This is a genomic window from Polaromonas sp. (assembly GCF_013817205.1).
In the GTDB taxonomy this organism is placed as follows: domain Bacteria; phylum Pseudomonadota; class Gammaproteobacteria; order Burkholderiales; family Burkholderiaceae_C; genus Polaromonas.
This window is the reverse complement of record NZ_JACDDD010000032.1, coordinates 1-22,219: the sequence shown is the minus strand read 5'-3', so window position 1 is coordinate 22,219 and position 22,219 is coordinate 1. Positions and strand designations below refer to the sequence as shown.

The 22,219-nt window shown below is 60.5% G+C and carries 21 protein-coding genes; 18 read left to right on the top strand and 3 right to left on the bottom strand.

What is annotated here, in order from left to right:
* Window positions 1-52: 52 nt before the first annotated feature.
* The 17 genes from H0W47_RS09415 (at window position 53) to H0W47_RS09335 (ending at window position 16,237) form a co-directional block, all read left to right on the top strand.
* Complete coding sequence (locus H0W47_RS09415) at window positions 53-412, top strand: NADH-quinone oxidoreductase subunit A (protein ID WP_296923609.1); 360 nt, start codon at window positions 53-55, stop codon at window positions 410-412.
* A gap of 57 nt (window positions 413-469) precedes the next feature.
* Entirely contained in the window at window positions 470-949 is a 480-nt protein-coding gene (locus H0W47_RS09410; protein ID WP_096665943.1) for an NADH-quinone oxidoreductase subunit B family protein, read from the top strand.
* The gene (locus H0W47_RS09405; protein ID WP_296923606.1) at window positions 949-1,560 is read left to right on the top strand and encodes an NADH-quinone oxidoreductase subunit C; all 612 of its coding nucleotides are present in this window, start codon (window positions 949-951) and stop codon (window positions 1,558-1,560) included. The genes H0W47_RS09410 and H0W47_RS09405 overlap by 1 nt, the downstream gene beginning before the upstream one ends.
* A gap of 24 nt (window positions 1,561-1,584) precedes the next feature.
* Window positions 1,585-2,838 carry an NADH-quinone oxidoreductase subunit D gene (locus tag H0W47_RS09400; protein ID WP_296923603.1) on the top strand — a complete coding sequence of 418 codons (1,254 nt, stop codon included), beginning with the start codon at window positions 1,585-1,587 and terminating at the stop codon, window positions 2,836-2,838.
* Window positions 2,839-2,856: 18 nt separating this feature from the next.
* On the top strand, window positions 2,857-3,378 hold the full coding sequence (gene nuoE, locus H0W47_RS09395) for an NADH-quinone oxidoreductase subunit NuoE (RefSeq protein ID WP_296923644.1): 522 nt from the start codon (window positions 2,857-2,859) through the stop codon (window positions 3,376-3,378).
* A 3-nt stretch (window positions 3,379-3,381) separates the two neighbouring features.
* Complete coding sequence (gene nuoF / locus H0W47_RS09390; RefSeq protein ID WP_296923600.1) at window positions 3,382-4,782, top strand: NADH-quinone oxidoreductase subunit NuoF; 1,401 nt, start codon at window positions 3,382-3,384, stop codon at window positions 4,780-4,782.
* Window positions 4,783-4,800: 18 nt separating this feature from the next.
* The gene (gene nuoG / locus H0W47_RS09385) at window positions 4,801-6,939 is read left to right on the top strand and encodes an NADH-quinone oxidoreductase subunit NuoG (protein WP_296923597.1); all 2,139 of its coding nucleotides are present in this window, start codon (window positions 4,801-4,803) and stop codon (window positions 6,937-6,939) included.
* On the top strand, window positions 6,936-8,009 hold the full coding sequence (gene nuoH, locus H0W47_RS09380) for an NADH-quinone oxidoreductase subunit NuoH (RefSeq protein ID WP_296923594.1): 1,074 nt from the start codon (window positions 6,936-6,938) through the stop codon (window positions 8,007-8,009). Before nuoG ends, nuoH begins: the two co-directional genes overlap by 4 nt.
* A gap of 139 nt (window positions 8,010-8,148) precedes the next feature.
* Window positions 8,149-8,646 carry an NADH-quinone oxidoreductase subunit NuoI gene (gene nuoI / locus H0W47_RS09375; protein WP_296923590.1) on the top strand — a complete coding sequence of 166 codons (498 nt, stop codon included), beginning with the start codon at window positions 8,149-8,151 and terminating at the stop codon, window positions 8,644-8,646.
* A 41-nt stretch (window positions 8,647-8,687) separates the two neighbouring features.
* Window positions 8,688-9,335, top strand: coding sequence for an NADH-quinone oxidoreductase subunit J (locus H0W47_RS09370; protein WP_296923587.1), 648 nt, complete (start codon window positions 8,688-8,690; stop codon window positions 9,333-9,335).
* Window positions 9,332-9,640, top strand: coding sequence for an NADH-quinone oxidoreductase subunit NuoK (nuoK, locus tag H0W47_RS09365; RefSeq protein ID WP_296923585.1), 309 nt, complete (start codon window positions 9,332-9,334; stop codon window positions 9,638-9,640). Before H0W47_RS09370 ends, nuoK begins: the two co-directional genes overlap by 4 nt.
* Before the next feature lie 104 nt (window positions 9,641-9,744).
* Entirely contained in the window at window positions 9,745-11,787 is a 2,043-nt protein-coding gene (gene nuoL, locus H0W47_RS09360) for an NADH-quinone oxidoreductase subunit L (protein WP_296923583.1), read from the top strand.
* 10 nt (window positions 11,788-11,797) lie between these two features.
* On the top strand, window positions 11,798-13,273 hold the full coding sequence (locus tag H0W47_RS09355; protein WP_296923580.1) for an NADH-quinone oxidoreductase subunit M: 1,476 nt from the start codon (window positions 11,798-11,800) through the stop codon (window positions 13,271-13,273).
* A gap of 22 nt (window positions 13,274-13,295) precedes the next feature.
* On the top strand, window positions 13,296-14,798 hold the full coding sequence (nuoN, locus tag H0W47_RS09350; RefSeq protein ID WP_296923577.1) for an NADH-quinone oxidoreductase subunit NuoN: 1,503 nt from the start codon (window positions 13,296-13,298) through the stop codon (window positions 14,796-14,798).
* The gene (locus H0W47_RS09345; RefSeq protein WP_296923574.1) at window positions 14,795-15,094 is read left to right on the top strand and encodes a DUF2818 family protein; all 300 of its coding nucleotides are present in this window, start codon (window positions 14,795-14,797) and stop codon (window positions 15,092-15,094) included. Before nuoN ends, H0W47_RS09345 begins: the two co-directional genes overlap by 4 nt.
* Before the next feature lie 2 nt (window positions 15,095-15,096).
* On the top strand, window positions 15,097-15,729 hold the full coding sequence (locus H0W47_RS09340) for an NUDIX domain-containing protein (protein WP_296923571.1): 633 nt from the start codon (window positions 15,097-15,099) through the stop codon (window positions 15,727-15,729).
* A 7-nt stretch (window positions 15,730-15,736) separates the two neighbouring features.
* Window positions 15,737-16,237: a DUF1178 family protein gene (locus tag H0W47_RS09335; RefSeq protein ID WP_296923569.1), complete on the top strand. Its 501-nt coding sequence runs from the start codon at window positions 15,737-15,739 to the stop codon at window positions 16,235-16,237.
* Between the two features lie 147 nt (window positions 16,238-16,384).
* Here the strand turns inward: H0W47_RS09335 and H0W47_RS09330 are convergent, their stop codons facing one another.
* Both H0W47_RS09330 and H0W47_RS09325 read right to left on the bottom strand, forming a co-directional pair.
* The gene (locus tag H0W47_RS09330; RefSeq protein WP_296923566.1) at window positions 16,385-17,695 is read right to left on the bottom strand and encodes a Glu/Leu/Phe/Val dehydrogenase; all 1,311 of its coding nucleotides are present in this window, start codon (window positions 17,693-17,695) and stop codon (window positions 16,385-16,387) included.
* A gap of 124 nt (window positions 17,696-17,819) precedes the next feature.
* A complete protein-coding gene (locus H0W47_RS09325) occupies window positions 17,820-19,607 on the bottom strand; it encodes an ABC transporter transmembrane domain-containing protein (protein ID WP_296923563.1) in 1,788 nt (595 codons plus the stop codon).
* A gap of 488 nt (window positions 19,608-20,095) precedes the next feature.
* On the opposite strand from H0W47_RS09325, the gene H0W47_RS09320 reads away from it, so the two are divergent.
* Window positions 20,096-21,280 (top strand): PAS domain-containing sensor histidine kinase, encoded by a 1,185-nt coding sequence (locus tag H0W47_RS09320; RefSeq protein WP_296923560.1) that lies wholly within the window; start codon window positions 20,096-20,098, stop codon window positions 21,278-21,280.
* A 99-nt stretch (window positions 21,281-21,379) separates the two neighbouring features.
* Here the strand turns inward: H0W47_RS09320 and H0W47_RS09315 are convergent, their stop codons facing one another.
* Window positions 21,380-21,586: a hypothetical protein gene (locus tag H0W47_RS09315; RefSeq protein WP_296923557.1), complete on the bottom strand. Its 207-nt coding sequence runs from the start codon at window positions 21,584-21,586 to the stop codon at window positions 21,380-21,382.
* Window positions 21,587-22,219 lie beyond the last annotated feature (633 nt).

Below are 22,219 nucleotides of genomic sequence, written 5' to 3'. Positions count from 1 at the left end.
TTGAACAGCACACTGGCACAAGGCAAAGCGGCTTGCAGAAGTTGAATTGACGATGAACCTCGACCAATACCTTCCCGTCCTGTTGTTTGTTCTGGTCGGCGTGGCTGTCGGTGTGCTTCCCCAGGTGCTGGGCCGACTGCTTGGACCCAACAAGCCCGACAGCGAAAAAAATTCCCCCTACGAATGCGGCTTCGAGGCTTTCGAAGACGCCCGCATGAAATTCGACGTGCGTTACTACCTCGTCGCCATCCTGTTCATTCTTTTCGATCTTGAAATTGCCTTCCTGTTCCCCTGGGCCGTGGCGCTCAAGGAAATCGGCGCGGTGGGCTTCTGGTCGATGATGGTTTTCCTGGGCCTTCTGGTCGTGGGCTTTGTCTACGAGTGGAAAAAAGGCGCCCTGGACTGGGAATAAAGAAGTCCGAAGGTCTGTCGCGACGGGTTCGCAGCGCTCCACGAATAAGGCACGGCTATGTCACTTGAAGGTGTTTTCAACGAAGGCTTCATGACCACGAGTTACGACTCGGTGGTCAACTGGGCCAAAACCGGATCGCTGTGGCCCATGACCTTCGGTCTGGCTTGCTGCGCGGTCGAGATGATGCACGCCGGCGCTGCGCGTTACGACATTGATCGTTTTGGCATGTTGTTTCGCCCCAGCCCGCGTCAGTCCGACCTGATGATCGTGGCCGGCACGCTTTGCAACAAGATGGGCCCGGCCCTGCGCAAGGTGTACGACCAGATGTCCGAGCCGCGCTGGGTGTTGTCCATGGGATCGTGCGCCAATGGAGGCGGCTACTATCACTACAGTTATTCGGTGGTCAGGGGTTGCGACCGCATCGTGCCGGTGGATGTCTATGTTCCGGGCTGCCCGCCCACGGCCGAGGCACTTCTGTACGGCATCATCCAACTGCAGCAGAAAATCCGCCGCACCAACACGATAGCGAGGGCTTGATGGGGCCTTTGCATCCAGCTACTGCTGAACAACTGGCAGCCACTCTCGGCGCTGCCCTGGGTGACAAAGCCAGGCGCGTGACGGTTGCCCTTGGCGAGGTCACTGTGGTGGTGAGTGCTTCCGATTACACCGCTGCCGCTCTGATTCTTCGCGATGCGCCGGGCTGCCAGTTTGAGCAGTTGATTGATCTATGTGGTATCGATTACTCGGAGTATGCCGACGGCCGCTATGACGGCCGGCGCTTTTGCGTTGCCACACATTTGTTGTCGGTCAGCTTGAACCAGCGTGTGCGGCTTAAGGTGTTTTGCGATGACGACGATTTCCCGGTGGTGGCCTCGCTGAACAGTGTGTGGAATTCTGCCAACTGGTTCGAACGCGAAGCCTTTGACCTGTTCGGCATTATTTTCGAGGGGCACAACGACCTGCGCCGCATCCTGACGGACTACGGTTTCATTGGCCATCCTTTTCGCAAGGATTTTCCGACCACGGGTCACGTCGAGATGCGTTATGACCCCGAACAGAAACGCGTGATCTATCAGCCGGTCACCATTGAGCCGCGCGAAATCACGCCGCGCGTGATCCGCGAAGACAACTACGGCGGCCTCCAGTAAGCGGCGCCGGCAGGACATACCTACATGGCTGAAATCAAAAACTACACGCTTAATTTCGGACCCCAGCATCCGGCTGCGCATGGTGTGCTGCGCCTGGTGCTTGAGCTCGATGGCGAGGTCATTCAGCGCGCCGATCCACACATCGGACTGTTGCACCGCGCCACCGAAAAACTGGCCGAAAGCAAGACCTACATCCAGTCCTTGCCCTACATGGACCGTCTCGATTACGTGTCCATGATGTCCAACGAGCATGCTTACTGCCTGGCCATCGAAAAACTCATCGGCGTGGATGTTCCGGTGCGTGCGCAGTACATCCGCGTGATGTTCTCGGAAATCACGCGACTGCTGAATCACCTGCTTTGGCTGGGCGCGCACGGTTTCGACTGCGGCGCGATGAACATCCTGATTTATTGCTTCCGCGAGCGCGAGGCCCTGTTTGACATGTACGAGGCCGTTTCCGGCGCGCGCATGCACGCGGCTTATTTCCGTCCGGGTGGCGTCTACCGCGACCTGCCGGAAACCATGTCGCAGTACAAGGTCAGCAAGATCAAGAACGCCAAGGCCATTGAAGCGCTCAATGAAAACCGCCAGGGTTCGCTGCTGGATTTCATCGAGGACTTCACCGCCAAGTTCCCCAAGCTGGTCGACGAATACGAAACCCTGCTGACCGACAACCGCATCTGGAAGCAGCGCACTGTCGGTGTTGGTGTGGTGTCGCCCGAACGCGCGCTCAACCTCGGCTTCACAGGCCCCATGTTGCGCGGCTCCGGTTTCGCCTGGGACCTGCGCAAGCAACAGCCTTATGAAGTCTACAGCCAGATGGACTTTGACGTGCCCGTCGGCAAGACCGGTGACTGCTACGACCGTTACCTGGTGCGCGTCGAGGAAATGCGCCAGTCCAACCGCATCATCAAGCAGTGTGTGGACTGGCTGCGCGTCAACCCCGGCCCGGTGATCACCAGCAACCACAAGGTGGCTGCACCCGACCGCGAGTCCATGAAGTCCAACATGGAAGAGCTGATCCACCACTTCAAGCTGTTCACCGAAGGCTTCCACGTGCCCGAGGGCGAGGCTTATGCTGCGGTGGAGCACCCGAAAGGCGAGTTCGGTATCTACATCGTCAGCGACGGCGCGAACAAGCCCTACCGCCTGAAGATCCGCCCACCGGGCTTTCCGCACCTTGCCGCCATGGACGAAATGTCACGCGGGCACATGATTGCCGACGCCGTTGCCGTGATCGGCACCATGGACATTGTGTTCGGCGAGATTGACCGCTAAAACCGCATGAGTTTCACCATGATTCCAGCACACACACAAGCGCAGGCAGCTTCATTGTCCGAGCAGGCTTTCGTGCGATTTGCGCGTGAAGTAGGCAAATACCCAGCCGACCAGAAGCAGAGTGCCGTCATGGCCTGCCTGACCATCGTCCAGGAAGAGCTGGGTTTTGTCAGCGCCGAGAGCGAAAAAATCGTGGCCGATTATCTGGGCATGGCGCCGATTGCCGTGCACGAGGTCACGACCTTCTACAACATGTACAACCAGCGCCCGGTGGGCAAATACAAGCTCAATGTCTGTACCAACCTGCCGTGCCAGTTGCGCGATGGGGCCAAGGCGCTCAAACACCTCGAGCACAAGCTTGGAATCTCCATGGGCGAGAGCACGGCCGACGGCCTGTTCACCCTGCAGCAGTCCGAATGCCTGGGCGCCTGCGCCGACTCTCCGGTGATGCTGGTTAACGACCTGACCATGTGCAGCTTCATGAGCAATGACAAGCTGGACCAGTTGATCGATGGTCTCAAATCTGCAGAGGCGAAGTAAACCATGACGCTTTCCGCGAACTCCGTGAACCCGGCCGCCCAGAACGTGCTGTCGCAGTTTGTCGCCACCGGCGTGCAGACCTGTTTTCACGGCCGCCACATCAATCCGCAAATTCTGGCCGATCTCGACGGCAACAACTGGCGCCTGAAAGATTACGAAGCACGCGGTGGCTACCAGGCGTTGCGCAAGATCCTGGCGCAAGGTGAAGGTCAAGGCATGACGCCGGATCAGGTGATTGCCGAGGTCAAGGCCGGCAGCCTGCGTGGCCGCGGCGGCGCCGGTTTCCCGACCGGGCTCAAGTGGAGCTTCATGCCGCGTCAGTTCCCGGGCCAGAAGTACCTGGTCTGCAATTCGGACGAAGGCGAGCCGGGTACTTGCAAAGACCGCGACATCATGCAGTACAACCCGCACAGCGTGATCGAGGGCATGGCGATTGCTGCCTATGCCATGGGCATCAGCGTGGGCTACAACTATATCCACGGCGAAATCTTCGCAACCTACCAGCGTTTTGAAGAAGCCTTGGAAGAAGCCCGCGCCGCCGGTCTGCTCGGCGACAAGATCCTGGGCAGCGCGTTCAGCTTCCAGCTGCATGCATCGCATGGTTTCGGCGCCTACATCTGCGGCGAGGAAACCGCCTTGCTCGAGTCGCTGGAAGGCAAAAAAGGCCAGCCACGGTTCAAGCCGCCGTTCCCTGCAAGTTTTGGCCTGTACGGCAAGCCGACCACCATCAACAACACCGAGACTTTTGCGGCCGTGCCCTGGATCATCCGCAACGGCGGCCAAGCCTACCTCGAATGCGGCAAGCCCAACAACGGCGGGACCAAGATTTATTCGGTGTCCGGCGATGTCGAGCTGCCCGGCAACTACGAAGTACCCATGGGCACACCCTTCAGCAAGCTGCTGGAGCTGGCCGGCGGCGTGCGCAAGGGGCGCACGCTCAAGGCCGTGATCCCGGGTGGATCTTCTGCCCCGGTGTTGCCGGCTTCCATCATGATGGAATGCACCATGGATTACGACTCCATCGCCAAGGCTGGCTCCATGCTGGGTTCGGGCGCTGTGATTGTCATGGACGACAGCCGCTGCATGGTCGAGTCGCTCAAACGCCTGTCCTACTTCTACATGCACGAGTCCTGCGGCCAGTGTACGCCATGCCGCGAAGGCACAGGCTGGCTATGGCGCATGGTGGACCGCATCCACAAGGGGCAGGGCCGACAGACGGATCTGGACCTGCTGAACTCGGTGGCCGACAACATTCAGGGCCGCACCATCTGCGCGCTGGGTGATGCTGCGGCCATGCCGGTGCGCGCCATGATCAAGCATTTTCGCCACGAGTTTGAGGTCATGATCAAGCCGCAACTCCCTCCCGCTTCCCCCGCCGTGGCTCAGGCTTCCCTGCAAGCCTGATTGCGGAAAGAAATACATATGGTTGAAATAGAACTCGACGGCCAGAAAGTGGAAGTGCTTGAAGGCAGCACGGTGATGCATGCTGCTGAAAAGGCCGGCACCTACATTCCGCATTTCTGTTATCACAAAAAACTCAGCATTGCTGCCAATTGCCGCATGTGCCTGGTCGACGTCGAGAAGGCGCCCAAGCCCATGCCAGCCTGCGCCACGCCCGTGACGCAGGGCATGATCGTGCACACCAAGAGCGACAAAGCCATCAAGGCCCAGAAGGGCGTGATGGAGTTTCTGCTGATCAACCATCCGCTCGATTGCCCGATCTGCGACCAGGGCGGTGAATGCCAGTTGCAGGATCTGGCCGTTGGCTATGGCGGAAGCGGTTCGCGTTACGAAGAAGAAAAGCGCGTGGTATTCCACAAGAATGTCGGCCCGCTGATCTCCATGGAGGAAATGAGCCGCTGCATCCACTGCACACGCTGCGTGCGTTTTGGCCAGGAAGTCGCCGGCGTGATGGAGCTCGGTATGTCGCACCGCGGCGAACACGCAGAGATCGAGACTTTTGTCGGCATGTCGGTGGACTCCGAACTGTCCGGCAACATGATCGATATCTGCCCAGTGGGCGCACTGACCAGCAAACCCTTCCGTTACAGCGCGCGGACGTGGGAGCTGTCGCGCCGCAAGTCGGTAAGCCCGCACGATTCCACCGGCGCCAACCTGATCGTCCAGGTCAAGAACAACCAGGTCATGCGTGTCGTGCCACTGGAAAACGAAGATATCAACGAGTGCTGGATTGCCGACCGGGATCGCTTTTCCTACGAAGCGCTGGGCAGCGACGAGCGTCTGAAAAGCCCGATGATCAAGCAGGGCGGCCAGTGGAAAACGGTGGACTGGCAGACCGCGCTCGAATACGTCGCGAATGGCCTGAAACAGATCAAGACCGACCACGGCGCCGCGAGCATAGGCACATTGGCCAGTCCGCACAGCACGCTCGAAGAGTTGTACCTGGCGGGATTGCTGATGCGCGCTCTCGGGAGCGACAACATCGATTACCGTTTGCGCAATGCCGAATTTTCTTCACAAGCCGGCGTGCGCTGGCTGGGTACTTCGATTGCGTCCTTGTCGCAACTGCAGCGGGTGCTGGTGGTGGGTTCCAACCTGCGCAAGGACCACCCGCTGTTTGCGCAACGAATTCGTCAGTCCGTCCGCAAGGGCTGTGCCCTCAGTGCTATTAATTCCGTAGCGGAACTGGCCTCTGCGCATGCCTGGGCCATGCCTGTGGCCAACAACGTGCTGGCTGAACCGTCCGCCTGGGCTCAGGCGCTGGCCGATGTGGCGATCGCGATTGCTGCAGAAAAGGGTGTGGCCGCTCCTGCTGCAGGCCAAGCCACAGACGCTGCGAAAGCCATCGCCAAGTCGCTGATGGGTGGCGAACGCAAGGCTATTTTGCTGGGCAACGCCGCCGCCCATCACGCCAACGCGGGCAGCCTGCTCGCACTGGCCAACTGGATCGCTGCGCAAACCGGCGCCAGTGTCGGTTACCTGACCGAAGCCGCCAACACCGTGGGCGCGCAGCTCGTCGGCGCGCTCCCCTCTGGCGAGGGCATGGACGCCGGGCAAATGCTGGCGGGCAAGCTCAAGGCGGTGCTGTTGCTCAATACCGAGCCCGAATTTGATTCGGCGGCCGGTGCTGAGGCCAAAGCGGCGCTCAATGCCGCGCAGATGGTCGTGACACTGAGCCCCTTCAAGGCCAACATGGACATCAGCGATGTGCTGTTGCCGATTTCGCCATTCACCGAAACCCCTGGCACCTTTGTCAACGCGGAAGGGCGCGTGCAGAGCTTTCATGCCGTAGTCAAGCCACTCGGTGAAACTCGCCCGGCGTGGAAAGTGTTACGCGTGCTGGCCAACCTGCTCGAACTGCCCGGTTTTGATTTCGAGTCTTCGCAGGATGTGCTCAAGCAGGTCCAGGGCGCACAGTCTGCGCAGGTGCCGGCCGAGCGGCTGGACAACAGCAGCACATCGGCGATTCAGTTGACCGCAGGGGAGGGCGTTCCAGCCGTAGCCAGCATTTACCAGCTCGACAGCTTGGTGCGTCGCGCAAGCTCGCTGCAGTTGACCGCCGACGCCCGGCAAGGTGTTGTTGAAGGAGTCGCCGCATGATTGACACTTTCTTCAATGCTGGACAGGGACTGATGGGCGGTATCTGGCCCGGCACGGTGTGGCCGGTGATCTGGACCCTGATCAAGATTGTTTGTGTGGTGGCGCCCCTGATGGGTTGTGTGGCCTACCTCACCCTGTGGGAACGCAAGGCGATTGGCTTCACCCAGATACGCCTTGGCCCGAACCGCATCGGGCCTTTTGGTTTGCTGCAGCCGATTGCCGATGCCCTCAAGCTGCTGACCAAGGAGATCATCATTCCGACAGCGGCCAGCAAGGGGCTGTTTGTGCTGGGCCCCATCATGACCATCATGCCCGCACTTGTGGCCTGGGTAGTGATTCCTTTCGGTCCCGATGTGGCGCTGGCCAACATCAACGCGGGCTTGCTGTTCCTGATGGCGGTCACCTCGCTTGAGGTGTACGGCGTGATTATCGCGGGCTGGGCCTCCAATTCGAAGTACGCCTTCCTGGGCGCAATGCGTGCTTCGGCGCAGATGGTGAGCTACGAGATCGCCATGGGCTTTTGTCTGGTGGTGGTTCTCATGGTGTCGGCCAGCCTGAACATGACCGACATCGTGATGAGCCAGGCCAAAGGCATGGGCGTAGGTTACGGAATGAATTTCCTGTCGTGGAACTGGTTGCCCTTGCTGCCCATTTTTGTCGTGTATTTCATCTCGGGCTTGGCCGAGACCAACCGCCACCCGTTCGACGTGGTGGAGGGTGAGTCTGAAATCGTCGCCGGCCACATGGTTGAATATTCGGGCATGTCTTTTGCCATGTTCTTCCTGGCCGAATACGCGAACATGTGGCTGGTGGCCATTCTGGCCGTCATCCTGTTCCTGGGCGGTTGGCTGCCCCCCTTCGAGTTCCTGTCCTTTATTCCGGGCTGGATCTGGCTGGGCGCCAAGACCTTTGTGGTCGTGACCATGTTCCTGTGGGTGCGCGCGACTTTCCCGCGCTTCCGTTACGACCAGATCATGCGTTTGGGCTGGAAAATTTTCATTCCCGTCACGCTTGTCTGGCTGGTCGTGGTGGGGGCCTGGATGCAGACCCCTTACAACATCTGGAAGTGAATATGGCCCCCACGCTTTTCACTTCGTGTAATGCGCTGCCCCCGGAGGGGGCCGCTGCGCCTGCGGCCCGGCTAAGCCGGTTCCGCGGCCCCTGCTTGAAAAGAATCGCCTATATGCCTCAGTTGCGCAGGAAATCATCATGAGTGCCGTAGCCTCCGTTAAAGATTTTGTCTCCAGCTTCATGTTGACCGAGCTGTTCAAGGGCATGGCCCTGACCGGCAAGTACATGTTCAGCCGCAAGATCACGATCCAGTTTCCGGAAGAAAAAACACCGCTGAGCCCCCGCTTTCGCGGCCTGCACGCACTGCGCCGTTACGACAACGGTGAAGAACGCTGCATCGCCTGCAAGTTGTGTGAAGCCGTGTGTCCGGCGATGGCCATCACCATCGAATCCGACGTTCGCGACGACGGCAGCCGGCGTACCTCGCGTTATGACATTGACCTGACCAAGTGCATCTTCTGCGGCTTCTGCGAGGAGAGTTGCCCGGTCGACTCCATCGTCGAAACCCACATCTTCGAATACCACGGCGAAAAACGCGGCGACCTGTACTTCACCAAGGACATGCTGTTGGCCGTAGGCGACCGTTACGAAAAAGAAATCGCAGCCAACCGCGCCGCGGATGCCAAGTACCGCTGAACAATCCAGATAGATGCTGGCTCAAGAAAGATTTGCAGAACATGGACGCTAGAACAGGTCTCTTTTATGTCTTCGCTTTTGTGCTGCTGTTCGCAGCATTCAAGGTGATCACCGCGCGTAACCCGGTGCATGCCGCTCTGTATCTGGTACTGGCTTTCTTCCAGGCTGCTGCGGTCTGGATACTGCTGAAAGCCGAGTTTCTGGCGATCACGCTGGTGCTGGTGTATGTCGGTGCGGTGATGGTGCTCTTCCTGTTCGTCGTGATGATGCTGGACGTCAACATGGACGGTGTCCGGAAAAATTTCTGGAAGCACTTTCCGCTCGCCGCCACCGTCGGCACGTTGATCGCCCTCGAGATGGCAGCCGTGTTAATCGGTGGCTTCCGCCCCAGCCAGGAGCCCAAGGCAGCGCTGGCCGTGGCCGGCCAGGCGGTGGAGCAGTTCTCCAACACCAAGGAGCTCGGCAAGGTGCTGTACTCCGAGTATCTCTATCCGCTGGAGATTGCGGCAGTGATCCTGCTCGTGGCAATCATCGCCGCGATTGCGCTGACGCTGCGTCAGCGCAAGGACTCCAAATACATCAACCCGGCAGACCAGATTCGTGTCAAGAGCGCTGACCGGGTCAGGCTGGTGAAAATCCAGCCGACGGTGGCCGCACCGGTGGTTGCACCCACAGAGGAAAAAGCATGATGGTCACGCTGGGACACTTCCTGACGCTGGGCGCCATCCTGTTTGCCCTGTCGGTGATCGGCATCTTCCTGAACCGGAAGAACCTGATCGTGCTGCTGATGGCCATTGAGCTGATGCTGCTGGCCGTCAACATGAATTTCGTTGCTTTCTCGTATTACCTCAGCGACATGGCCGGGCAGATTTTCGTGTTTTTCATCCTGACCGTCGCGGCAGCCGAATCCGCGATTGGCCTGGCCATCCTCGTGCTGCTGTTCCGCAACAAGTCCAGCATCAACGTCGACGAACTCAACACGCTCAAGGGATAAGAAATGAGCCCCCACGCTTCTCACTTCGAGCCTTCGGCACGCTGCCCCTTTAACGACGTTAGGGGCGCATCTGTTATCACAGCAGCCCTGCAGGCGGTTAAACCATGAGCCAAACCCTTTCGGCTGCCACGCTGCTGGCGGTTCCGCTTGCTCCCTTGGCGGGTGCCTTGCTTGCCGGTATTTTCGGTACCACCTTCGGCGGCAATTGGATAGGACGCCGGCTGTCGCACACGCTGACCATTCTTGGTGTGCTGGTGGCGTTTGTGATCTCCGCCATGACGCTCAAAAGCGTAGCAGTCGACGGCGCGAGGTTCAACGAGACGCTTTACACCTGGATGGTGGTCGGCGGCCTGAAGATGGAAGTCGGCTTCCTGGTCGATGGCCTGACCGCCATGATGATGTGTGTGGTGACGTTCGTCTCTCTGATGGTGCACATCTACACCATCGGCTACATGGAGGAAGACGAAGGCTACAACCGCTTCTTCGCCTACATCTCGCTGTTCACCTTCTCGATGTTGATGCTGGTCATGAGCAACAACATGCTGCAGCTGTTCTTCGGCTGGGAAGCGGTGGGCCTGGTGTCCTACCTGTTGATTGGTTTCTGGTTCAACAAGCCAACCGCGATCTTCGCCAACATGAAGGCCTTTCTGGTCAACCGCGTCGGCGACTTCGGCTTCATTCTTGGCATTGGCCTGCTCGCCGCTTACGCAGGTACTCTCAACTACATCGAAGTCTTTGCCAAGTCGGGCGAGATTGCTGCGCTCACCCTGCCGGGTACGGACTGGATGCTGATCACCGTGATCTGCATTTGCCTGTTCATCGGCGCCATGGGCAAGTCGGCACAGTTTCCGCTGCATGTCTGGCTGCCCGATTCGATGGAAGGCCCGACACCGATTTCGGCGCTGATCCACGCGGCCACCATGGTGACCGCCGGCATCTTCATGGTGGCACGCATGTCACCGTTGTTCGAATTGAGCGACACGGCCCTGAGTTTCATCATGGTGATAGGCGCGATCACGGCGCTGTTCATGGGATTCCTGGGCATCATCCAGAACGACATCAAGCGGGTGGTTGCGTATTCGACCCTGTCGCAGCTTGGTTACATGACCGTAGCGTTGGGGGCGTCTGCATACTCGGTAGCCGTGTTCCACCTGATGACGCACGCATTCTTCAAGGCACTGCTGTTTCTGGCAGCCGGTTCCGTCATCATGGGTGTGCACCACAACCAGGACATCCGCTGGATGGGCGGTCTGCGCAAATACATGCCCATCACCTGGATCACCGCCTTGCTCGGGTCATTGGCCTTGATTGGCACCCCCCTGTTCGCGGGCTTTTATTCCAAGGACAGCATCATCGAGGCGGTGCATTTCAGCAACCTGCCCGGTGCCGGTTTCGCTTACTTCGCGGTTCTCACCGGTGTCTTCGTCACGGCGTTTTATTCCTTCCGCATGTACTTCCTCGTGTTTCATGGCAAGGAGCGCTTTGACCAGAACCCCGATGCCCACCATGATGATCATGGACATGACCACCACGACGCGCACCATGCGCCGCATGAGTCGCCCTGGGTGGTGACCGCACCACTGCTGTTGCTGGCGGTTCCGTCGGTGGTCATCGGTTTCCTGACCATAGACGCCATGTTATTCGGCGACTTCCTCAAGGATGCGATTTTCGTCAACGCGGACAAACATCCGGCCATGGCCGAGCTGGCCAAAATATTCCACGGCCCGGCCCAGATGGCGCTGCACGGGCTGCAAACCGCTCCATTCTGGCTGGCCCTGGCGGGGGTGGCCGCGGCCTACTACATGTACATGGTGAATCCCGCATTGCCGGCTGCCATCAAGCGGAGGGTGGAACCGATCTACACGCTGCTCGAGAACAAGTACTACATGGACTGGTTCAATGAAAACGTGTTGGCTCGCGGCGCACGGGGGCTGGGCGTGGGTCTCTGGAAGGGCGGTGACGAAAAGATGATCGATGGGGCGCTGGTCAACGGGTCCTGGAAACTGGTGGGCTGGGTATCCAGCGTCGTACGCAAGGTTCAGACCGGCTACATCTACCACTACGCTCTGGCCATGATCATGGGCATTTTCATCCTGATCAGCTATTTCGTGACCTGGCCGATGTTCAAAGAACTGCTCGGCAAATAGGAATATAAAAATGGGATTGTTGAGTCTTGCCATCTGGACGCCGATTTTTTTCGGCGTCGTTCTGCTGGCGTTGGGCCGTGACGACCAGGCGCGCAGCGTGCGCTGGATTGCGCTGATTGGCGCGTTGGTCAGTTTTCTGGTGACCCTGCCGCTGTACAGCGGTTTTGAAGTGGGTACGACCGCCATACAGTTCGTCGAAAAGGCGGCATGGATTGATCGTTTCAACATCAATTACCACCTTGGCGTGGACGGCATCTCCTTGTGGTTTGTACTGCTGACGGCCTTCATCAATGTGGTCGTGATCATCGCCAGTTGGGAATCCATCACCACCCGCGTCAACCAGTACATGGCGTCTTTCCTGATCCTCAGCGGGCTGATGATTGGGGTATTCACCGCGCTCGACGGGATGTTGTTTTACGTGTTTTTCGAGGCGACGCTGATCCCGATGTACCTCATCATCGGCATCTGGGGTGGACCGCGCAAGATTTATGCGGCCTTCAAGTTCTTCCTCTACACGCTGCTCGGCTCGCTGCTGATGCTGATCGCGCTGATCTTCCTCTACGTCAAGTCCGGTGGCAGCTTTGACCTGGCGACCTGGTACACCCTGCCTCTGAGCAGCACGGCGCAGACCTTTCTGTTTTTTGCGTTTTTTGCCGCCTTCGCCGTCAAGGTGCCGATGTGGCCGGTGCATACCTGGTTGCCTGACGTGCACGTGGAAGCGCCGACCGGCGGCTCCGCCGTGCTGGCCGCCATCATGCTCAAGCTGGGCGCCTATGGCTTTCTGCGTTTTTCGATGCCGATTGCACCGGATGCGGCGCGTGAATGGGCCTGGCTGATGATCGCACTGTCCCTGATCGCAGTGATCTACGTGGGCTTGGTCGCCATGGTCCAACAGGACATGAAAAAACTGGTGGCCTATTCGTCGGTGGCACACATGGGTTTCGTGACGCTGGGCTTTTTCATCTTCAACGATCTCGGCGTGTCGGGCGGCATCGTGCAGATGATTGCGCACGGTTTTGTCTCGGGCGCCATGTTCCTGTGCATCGGCGTGTTGTATGACAGGGTACATTCGCGCGAGATCGCCAGTTACGGTGGCGTGGTCAACACCATGCCCAAGTTCACCGCCTTTGCCCTGCTGTTTGCCATGGCCAATTGCGGCTTGCCGGCCACCGCCGGTTTTGTCGGCGAGTGGATGGTCATTCTGGGCGCCATCAAGTTCAACTTCTGGATCGGCTTGGCCGCATCGACCGCGCTCATCTTCGGGGCGGCCTACACGCTGTGGATGTTCAAGCGGGTGTACCTCGGGCCTGTCGCCAATGAGGACGTCAAGGGGCTGACCGATATCAACGACCGCGAGTTTTTGATGCTGTCCCTGCTGGCGATTGCGGTGATGTTCATGGGTATTTATCCCAAGCCCTTCACCGACGTGATGGACAGCTCGGTAGCCGGCCTGCTTAAGCACGTGGCGATCTCCAAACTGCAATAAGCAACCATTCAAAGAATTTCAGATGATTGACAAACTCAGTTGGATCGCGATTTACCCGGAAATCGTTCTGTTGACGATGGCCTGTGTCATCTTGCTGGTGGATCTCGGCGTCAAGAGCCCGCAGCGCACGCTGACCTATGTGTTGACCCTGCTCACGCTGGCCGTGGTGGCTGCGCTGACGGCAGCCTACGCCATCGGTGGCAACACGGTTTACGGGTTTGGCAACATGGTGGTAAGCGACCCCATGGCCAACTGGCTGAAGTGCTTCGCATCGATTGCCATGATGGTCACACTGGTGTATGCCCGGCCTTATGCCGCAGACCGCCAGATGCTGCGTGGCGGCGAGTTGTTCACCCTGGCCATGTTTGCCTTGCTGGGCATGTTCGTGATGATTTCCGGTCACAACTTCCTGGTGATCTACATGGGCCTGGAGTTGATGACGCTGTCCAGCTACGCGCTGGTGGCACTGCGCCGCGACAACGCCACGGCCACCGAGGCGGCCATGAAGTACTTTGTTCTCGGCGCCCTGGCGTCGGGCTTTTTACTGTATGGCCTGTCCATGATGTACGGGGCCACGGGTTCACTGGACATCAGCGAGGTCTACCAGAAAATAGCCAGTCGCGAGGTGAAACACGCGGTGCTGGTGTTCGGCCTAGTGTTCATCGTGGCCGGCCTGGCTTTCAAGCTCGGCGCCGTGCCTTTTCACATGTGGTTGCCGGACGTCTACCAGGGCGCGCCCACGGCTATCACTCTGTTGATCGGGGCGGCGCCACAGCTCGCGGCCTTTGCCATCTGCATTCGCCTGCTGGTGCAGGGTATGTTGCCGCTGGCCATCGACTGGCAGCAGATGCTGGCCGTCCTGGCGATCGGTTCACTGCTGGTGGGCAACCTTGCAGCCATCGCGCAGAGCAACCTCAAGCGCATGCTGGCGTTTTCGACGATCTCGCAGATGGGATTTTTGCTGCTGGCCTTGCTGGCCGGTGTGGTCAACGGCAACAAGCTCAACGCGGAGTTTGCCTACGGTGCGGCCATGTTCTACGCCGTCACGTATGTCCTGACCACATTGGCGGTGTTCGGCATCATTTTGTTGCTGGCGCGTGCAGGCCACGAGTCTGAAGAAATCTCCGACCTGGCCGGTTTGAACCAGCGCAGCCCGCTGTTCGCCGGTGTCATGGCGGTCTGCATGTTCTCTCTTGCTGGCGTGCCACCGGTGGTTGGCTTCTACGCCAAGCTGGGCGTGCTGCAGGCGCTGGTTTCCTCGCAGCACACCGCTTACATCGTGCTGGCCGTGTTTGCCGTGATGATGTCGCTGGTCGGCGCCTTCTATTACCTGCGTGTGGTCAAGGTGATGTACTTTGATGCGCCGAATACCGGTATGCCCACCGCCATCCATGCGCCTGCAGACGCCCGTGTGGTTCTGTCCATCAACGGTGCGCTGGTGCTGTTGCTCGGCATCATGCCCGGCGGTCTGATGACCCTGTGCACCCAAGCGATTGCCAGCGTCGTGAAGTCACTGGGGACATGACCCAGACTGCGTCGGTATGGTTGGTGGTGGTGCTGGCCCTTGTGGCAGCCAACCTGCCGTTTATCAGCAACCGCCTGCTCGCGGTGTTTCCCCTGTCGCGGCCCAAGCTGCTGGCCGTGCGCCTGGCTGAAATGGTGTTCTGGTACTTTGTGGTGGGCGGCATCGGCCTGCTTCTGGAGCAACGTGCCGGGCAAATCGCGCCGCAGGGCTGGGAGTTCTACGCGATCACCGCGACCCTGTTCATCACTTTTGCCTTCCCGGGCTTTGTCCACCGCTACCTGTTCAAACACCGGTAAGCATGGTGACGGCCGACACGCCTTCAGCGCTTCCCGATTCTGCGGATGACGCTCATCTCAAGGAACACACCCTTGAGTGCCGGGAGCTGATCAAGGGTCACTTCCTCCATGCCTTCCGTGACACTGTGCGCTTGCCGGACGGTCGTGAGGCCACGCGCGAATATGTGCGCCACCCCGGAGCCGTCATGATCATTGCCCAGCTCGATGACGGCCGACTGGTGCTGGAGCGCCAGTACCGCTATCCGGTGCAGGCGGTGATGGTCGAATTCCCCGCCGGCAAGCTCGACGCCGGCGAAGGATCGCTGGCCTGCGCGCAACGCGAGTTGCTGGAGGAAACCGGCTACAGCGCTAGCCGCTGGGCGCGAGCCGGCGTGATGCATCCGGTGATTTCCTATTCCACCGAATTCATCGACATCTGGTTTGCCAGGGAGTTGAGCGCTGGCGAGCGCCAGCTCGATGCTGGCGAGTTCCTGGATGTGTTCACCGCCAGCCCGGCCGAGCTGCTGCAATGGTGCGGCGATGGCCGCGTCACCGATGGCAAGACCCTGACCGGTGCGCTCTGGCTGCAAAACGTGTTGTCGGGCGCATGGGTTCTCGACTGGCAGGACAGCGCTGGCGCCGACACTGTCCGATAATCAGGGCATGAAAGTCCTTGATCTCCAGTGCTCGCACCAGCATGCCTTTGAAGGCTGGTTTGCATCGGAAGGTGATTTTCAAAGCCAACTGGGCCGGGGTCTGGTGACCTGCCCGTTGTGCGGTGACCCCACTATCCGGAAGATGCCCAGTGCGCCGCGCCTGAATCTGGGCGCATCGGCGTCTGAACCGGCGCTAGCTTCTGGCTCACGCGCCCTGTCCCTGCCAGCAGCGGCGTCGGCCGGCGGCCCAACGCAGGACGTGGTGGCCGTGGCCGGTGAGCCGGACGTGCAGGCCGGCTTTCTGAAGGCTTTGCGCCATGTACTGGCCAACACCGAAGACGTCGGCCAGCGATTTGCCGACGAGGCACGCGCCATGCATTACGGCGATGCCGAGCAGCGCAGCATCCGCGGCCAGGCCAGCCGGGCCGAAGCGATTGAACTGATCGAGGAGGGCATCGAAGTGATGCCTTTGCCACTGCCTGAAATCGCCAAGGAAACACTTCAATGACTGAGGCCCCTACGGTCGCTCACTGCGTGTAACTCCCTGCCCCCGAGGGGGCCGCTACGCCTGCGGCCCGGCAAAGCCGGTTCCGCGGCCCATGCTTGAAATGAAAGCCGCAGATATCCTCTCATACTGATGCGAGCGCGCAGGTAGTTAGGGGTACAAACCCCGCAACTCACGCGTGTGCAAAATCCGTTTGCAGGCCACGATAAACGTCGCGGTGCGCAGGCTGACCTTGTGGTCTTGTGCCACTTGCCAGACAGCGGCAAAGGCTTCTTTCATGATGCGCACCAGACGGGAATTGATTTCGGCTTCGTCCCAGAAGAAGCTCGAAAAATCCTGCACCCATTCGAAGTAGCTGACGGTCACGCCGCCGGCGTTGGCGATCACGTCGGGCAGCACCAGCACGTTGCGTTCGTGCAGGATGTCGTCGGCTTCGGGCGTGGTCGGTCCGTTGGCGCCCTCGATCACCATGCGCGCCTTGATTCGCCCGGCGTTGTGTTTGGTAATTTGCTGCTCCAGCGCCGCAGGGATCAGGATCTCGCAGTCCACATCCCAGAACTGGTCGTTGGTCAGGGTCTCGGCCTGCGCAAAACCGCCAACGCTGCCGGTCTCGGCCACATGTTTGAGCAGCGAGGGCACGTCCAGGCCGGCCTCGCGGTAAATCGTGCCGCCATGGTCCTGCACCGCGACGATGCGCGCGCCGGCCTCGGCAAACAGCTTGCCGGCCACGCCACCCACATTGCCGAAACCCTGCACCGCCACACGTGCGGTGCTGATGTCCAAGCCTGTGTGTTTGGCGGCTTCCACACCCACGGTGAAGACACCACGGCCGGTGGCTTCGCGCCGGCCCAGCGAGCCGCCCAAGTCCACCGGTTTGCCGGTGACCACACCGGTCGAGGTCGAGCCGGTGTTCATCGAGTAGGTGTCCATCATCCAGGCCATGATCTGCTCGTTGGTGTTCACGTCGGGCGCGGGTATGTCCTTGTTGGGGCCGATGATGATGCCGATCTCGCTGGTGTAGCGGCGCGTCATACGCTCCAGTTCGCCGCGTGACAGCTTTTTCGGGTCGACGCGGATGCCGCCCTTGGCGCCGCCATAGGGAACATTCACGGCGGCGTTCTTGATGGACATCCAGGCCGACAGTGCCATCACCTCGGACAGGGTCACATCCTGGTGAAAACGCACGCCACCCTTGCCCGGCCCGCGTGAGACGTTGTGCTGCACGCGGTAGCCTTCAAAGTGAGCCACTGTGCCGTCGTCCATGTGGATGGGCACATCGACGATCAGAACGCGCTTGGGGCGCTTCAGTGTTTCGGCCCAGCGCGCCAGGCTGCCCAGGTGCGGGATCACGCGGTCCACCTGCTGCAGGTAGTTGCCCCAGGGGCCAAGGTTGTCGGCCTGCAGGTAAGAGGGAAGCGGGTGTGCCAGCGTGGGGGTGATGGCGGGGGAAGCTTGCGACATCAAATACTCCTGTTGGAAGATCAATGGCCACAGCTTAGGCGCGCCGCGTTCAACTGTCCAAGGCCGGGTTCATGGGTTGTCATGCACTAAACGCATAACCAGGGCTTACTCTTCCCGTATTCGCTCAGGCGTTGAACTGCAGCGCGGCGAGCCGGGCATAAATGCCGCCGCGCATCACCAATTCAGCATGGGTGCCCTGTTCGACCAGCTTGCCGTGGTCCAGCACGACGATGCGGTCTGCCTGCTGCACTGTTGCCAGCCTGTGCGCAATGACCAGGGTGGTGCGGCCCCTCATAGCCGACTCCAGCGCGGCCTGCACCATGCGTTCACTTTCTGCGTCGAGGGCACTGGTGGCTTCGTCCAACAGCAGCAGCGGCGCGTTTTTCAGCATGGCACGCGCAATGGCGATGCGCTGGCGCTGCCCACCCGACAGGCGCACGCCGCGCTCGCCGAGGAAGGTGTCGTAACCCTCGGGCAGATTCATGATGAACTCGTGCGCAAACGCGGCGCGCGCAGCGGCTTTGGTTTCCTCGTCGCTGGCGCCGGGTTTGCCGTAACGGATATTTTCCAGCGCGCTGCTCGAAAAAATCACCGCGTCCTGTGGCACGATGCCGATGCGCTGGCGCAGGTCGTCCAGTGCCAAGTCGCGGGTCGCCACGCCGTCCAGCGTGATGCGGCCCGAGGCCGGGTCGTAAAAACGCAGCAGAAGCTGGAACACCGTGCTTTTGCCGGCGCCACTGGGCCCGACGATGGCCACGGTTTCCCCGGGTGCCACCTCCAGCGAAAAATTGGTGAGGGCGGCCTGCAACGGGCGCGACGGATAGTGAAACTCCAATGCTTCGAATTTGATAGCGCTACCCGCTTGCAGCACGGGGGCTGCAGCCGGATTTAAGGGTGAAGTGACGGGGGATTGCGTCTCCAGCAGCTCCATCAGCCGCTCGGTGGCGCCGGCAGCGCGCAACAGGTCGCCATAGACCTCGCCAAGCACCGCCGTCGCGCCGGCCAGGATGATCACATAGACCACGGTCTGGCCCAGATGGCCAGCTGTGATGTCGCCGCGCATCACCGCCTGCGTGCCCTGGTACAGCCCCCACAGCAGCGCGCCCGAGGTCGCGATGATGATGAAGGCGATCAGTACCGAGCGCGCACGGGTACGGCGCACTGCGGTGTCGAAGGCCTCCTGCGTCGACGCATCGAAACGGGCCGACTCGCGTGCCTCGGCGGTGTAACTCTGCACGACGGGAATCGCGTTGAGCACTTCGGCAGCAATCGCGCTGGAGTCGGCCACCCGGTCCTGGCTGGCGCGGGAGAGCTTGCGCACCCGCCGGCCAAACCAGACCGAAGGCAGCACAATCAACACCAGCACGCCCAGCACCTGGACCATCAGGCGAGGGTTGGTATAGATCAGCATGCCTAAAGCGCCCACACCCATGACCGCATTGCGCAGGCCCATGCTCAGCGACGAGCCCACTACGGTCTGCACCAGCGTGGTGTCGCCGGTCAGGCGCGACAGCACCTCACCTGTCTGGGTGGTCTCGAAAAACTCCGGGCTCTGCCGCACCACATGGCCGTAGACCGCGTTGCGCAGGTCGGCCGTCACGCGTTCTCCCAGCCAACTGACCATGTAGAAGCGACCGGCCGAAAAAAGACCCAGCGCCGCAGCTACGCCGAACAGCTCGAAGAAGTGGGTGCGCAGCGCCATCAGTTGCTGACCCGGCTCCGACGCGCTCAAGCCTCCGTCAATCAGGCCGCGCAGCGCCAGAGGGAACACCAGCGTGGCGACAGCTGCCATGACCAGGAAAAACACGGCTGCGAGAATCCGACCGCGATAGGGACGCAAAAAGGGCAGCAGGCCAGAGAGTGAGCGGGGCGCGCCCTTGGGGGCGAGGGCGGCTGAGGAAGAAGTAGCCATGGGGCGAGTTTAGCGAAGCAACGCCTGGCCGATGCGCTGACTCCCGTCGCTGCTTGCGCAAGCGCAGGGTCAGAGCCCGGGTCCGCAGGCCTGAAGAGTGCGTGATCGCGCCATTGTTCAGGTCTGATGCGCTGGTCCGCCCTCTACCCGGAGCCTTGGACTGCCTTGTGTCCTGCCGGAGACCGCATGGCACAGCCCGGCCAGCCTGCGCCAGCACTGTCATGTCGGCCGCGGCCGCTTACACCGCGCAGGTCACGTATGAAAATTCGGGTGCACCGGCTACCTGGTGGAGCTGGCCTTGCTTGATGTGTAGGCGCACCACTTTTTGCCGGAAGTAACCAGCTCCGCCGATGGCCAGCAGGTGTTGCAGGCCCACCGCCCCCAGACTGGACGACAGACATCGACCGCCTGGGCCGCGTGCGCGGCGGTGACCGGCGCTGTCGATGCTGTCCTACACCGTGGGTGCAGCGGGGAGGCGACAGTGGGTCATGCCTGCGCTGACTCCCACTACCCCCAATGTTGAGCGCCACCCGCGCGCACCCTCCCATCCTGTGAGCCGCACCATTCCTGAGGGCACCCTGGGCCTGACTGGTCGCTGGCTGTTGGCCAACCGCGAGCATGCCTTCATCTGCATGGACGTCGACGGCATCATTACCGCCTGGTTGGGCGCTGCCGAGGAAATCCTGGGTTACCGCGCTGAAGAGGTCATCGGCCACAACCTGGCAGCTATCTTCACCCCCGAGGACCAGGCGCGCGGCTTCGACAAGTACGAACTTGCAGTGGCGAGCGTCAATAGCCGCTCCGAGGACGACCGCTGGCATTTGCGCAAGGACGGCACCCGCATCTGGGCCACCGGGGCCGTGTCGTCGGTGCGTGACGATGACGGCAAGTTGGTCGGCTTCATCAAGATACTGCGCGACCGCACCGACCTGCGCACTCAACTTGAATCGCTTGAAACTGCACTTGTCGCGCAGCGCGAATCGCGAGAGCGCACGCACCAGTTTCTCAAGACCCTGGGCCATGAATTACGCAATCCACTGGCGCCCCTGAGCACCGCCACCCACATCATTCGGCGCCTTGCGCCCGATCCGCGCATTGACGGCGCCCTGCAGATCATCGCGCGCCAGGTCGCCGCGCTGACTCGTCTGGCCGACGATCTGATGGACGTGACGCGCCTGGAGACCGGCAAGGTCGAGCCCCAGCTCCAGCGCATGGACCTGTGCCGTTTTTTGGAGGACGTGGTGGTCAGCCTGCAGGAGACGGCAGCCGGCCGGAGCCTGACGCTGGTGACGCTTCGCCCGGCCAGTGCGCTGGAGATCGACATGGACGAAAGCCTGATGCAGCGGCTGGTGCTGAACCTGCTGGGCAATGCCATTAAATACACGCCGGAAGGGGGCAATATTTGGATCAAGGTGGTGCAGGAAGGCACAGACGTCGTGTTCCGTGTTGAAGACACCGGCATCGGCATTGCGCCCGATGTATTGCCGCGCATTTTCGAACTCTTCACACAAGAGCGTGCGGCCAGTGACATGGTCCCTGGCGGCCTGGGCGTTGGCCTAGCCATGGTGCGAGAGATCGCCGAACTGCATGGCGGCAGTGTGCAGGCCCGCAGCGCTGGCGAGGGGCGGGGCTCGGAGTTCACGGTGCGCCTGCCGGCGATCGCGCCGAACTGAAGTCATGCACCCCTGCTGCTCACTATTTGATAGCTGCTGGCGCCTATAAGTAGAGGGCTACAGGCGTTTTTGATGCCTGTCTCCGAGGTTGCAGACGGTTCAGGTTGTCACCCGGGCAATCACGTCTGTCAGTGTGACGGGCGAGCACGGTTTTGGAGTGATCTCGTAGTCCTGACTTGAGATGGCCTCAAGTTGTTCGGCGTATCCCGTCATCAGGGCAATCTTCAGCGCCGGGAACCGCGCTCTTGCAAACTGCGCAAGCGCCAAGCCGTCCATCCCGCCCTGCATCATCACATCGCGGCGCATCAGATCAGGCAGGCGCGCCTGCTGCTGCAACCAGTCACGCGCGCTGGCGCGGTCAGTCCTGCGCCTTGCCGCGGCTCTGGGGGAACGTGCGGCAGCCGGATCGAAAACAGATGCCGGACGGATGCTGAGCCCAATAGTGCGCCGCTGCCAACACATCCCACGCAGCAGACAGCGCGAGTCCGCATGATCGCGCGCCGCAGGGGCTTGTTCTGCCCTGGCGCATGCATTAAACAACAACATCGACCCCAACCCCACTTCTTCCTTCTGAGCCTCGCCGCATCGGAATCAACGGCAGCTAAATTGTCGTTTTTTTGCCCTGGTTGAAAGAAAAAGGAGGTGCACCCCTGTTAGTTCTGACAGGGGTCAAGGCGACGAAGTCGCGCGCAGCTGGCAAGATCAAAGCCATTCCGCATGCAGTCGCCAAAGAAGACTGTTTCGCATGGTGTGCGGGAAAAAAGAGCCAGCAAGAGGAGAGGAAGCGTGAACCGTATCTTGATTAACTGCGCTTGAATCGCCCCGGGTTTCATGGAGGCTGTTTGGTTTAAGTCATGCCTCCACCGTGGAGGCTTGACTGGCGAGTTGCCGGTAGTAGTTTGCCTCAGCTTCTGCCGGAGGTATATATCCGATAGGGCC

Bases quoted from the DNA above. Each gene is read 5' to 3' on its own strand.
- H0W47_RS09335 (WP_296923569.1), top strand. From the start codon at position 15,737: ATGAAAGTCCTTGATCTCCAGTGCTCGCACCAGCATGCCTTTGAAGGC.
- nuoN (WP_296923577.1), top strand. From the start codon at position 13,296: ATGATTGACAAACTCAGTTGGATCGCGATTTACCCGGAAATCGTTCTG.
- H0W47_RS09325 (WP_296923563.1), bottom strand. From the start codon at position 19,607: ATGGCTACTTCTTCCTCAGCCGCCCTCGCCCCCAAGGGCGCGCCCCGC.
- H0W47_RS09410 (WP_096665943.1), top strand. From the start codon at position 470: ATGTCACTTGAAGGTGTTTTCAACGAAGGCTTCATGACCACGAGTTAC.
- H0W47_RS09415 (WP_296923609.1), top strand. From the start codon at position 53: ATGAACCTCGACCAATACCTTCCCGTCCTGTTGTTTGTTCTGGTCGGC.
- nuoG (WP_296923597.1), top strand. From the start codon at position 4,801: ATGGTTGAAATAGAACTCGACGGCCAGAAAGTGGAAGTGCTTGAAGGC.
- nuoL (WP_296923583.1), top strand. From the start codon at position 9,745: ATGAGCCAAACCCTTTCGGCTGCCACGCTGCTGGCGGTTCCGCTTGCT.
- nuoH (WP_296923594.1), top strand. From the start codon at position 6,936: ATGATTGACACTTTCTTCAATGCTGGACAGGGACTGATGGGCGGTATC.
- H0W47_RS09330 (WP_296923566.1), bottom strand. From the start codon at position 17,695: ATGTCGCAAGCTTCCCCCGCCATCACCCCCACGCTGGCACACCCGCTT.
- nuoF (WP_296923600.1), top strand. From the start codon at position 3,382: ATGACGCTTTCCGCGAACTCCGTGAACCCGGCCGCCCAGAACGTGCTG.
- H0W47_RS09400 (WP_296923603.1), top strand. From the start codon at position 1,585: ATGGCTGAAATCAAAAACTACACGCTTAATTTCGGACCCCAGCATCCG.
- H0W47_RS09320 (WP_296923560.1), top strand. From the start codon at position 20,096: ATGCCTGCGCTGACTCCCACTACCCCCAATGTTGAGCGCCACCCGCGC.
- H0W47_RS09340 (WP_296923571.1), top strand. From the start codon at position 15,097: ATGGTGACGGCCGACACGCCTTCAGCGCTTCCCGATTCTGCGGATGAC.
- H0W47_RS09315 (WP_296923557.1), bottom strand. From the start codon at position 21,586: ATGCGCCGCGATGTGATGATGCAGGGCGGGATGGACGGCTTGGCGCTT.
- nuoI (WP_296923590.1), top strand. From the start codon at position 8,149: ATGAGTGCCGTAGCCTCCGTTAAAGATTTTGTCTCCAGCTTCATGTTG.
- nuoE (WP_296923644.1), top strand. From the start codon at position 2,857: ATGATTCCAGCACACACACAAGCGCAGGCAGCTTCATTGTCCGAGCAG.
- H0W47_RS09355 (WP_296923580.1), top strand. From the start codon at position 11,798: ATGGGATTGTTGAGTCTTGCCATCTGGACGCCGATTTTTTTCGGCGTC.
- nuoK (WP_296923585.1), top strand. From the start codon at position 9,332: ATGATGGTCACGCTGGGACACTTCCTGACGCTGGGCGCCATCCTGTTT.
- H0W47_RS09345 (WP_296923574.1), top strand. From the start codon at position 14,795: ATGACCCAGACTGCGTCGGTATGGTTGGTGGTGGTGCTGGCCCTTGTG.
- H0W47_RS09405 (WP_296923606.1), top strand. From the start codon at position 949: ATGGGGCCTTTGCATCCAGCTACTGCTGAACAACTGGCAGCCACTCTC.
- H0W47_RS09370 (WP_296923587.1), top strand. From the start codon at position 8,688: ATGGACGCTAGAACAGGTCTCTTTTATGTCTTCGCTTTTGTGCTGCTG.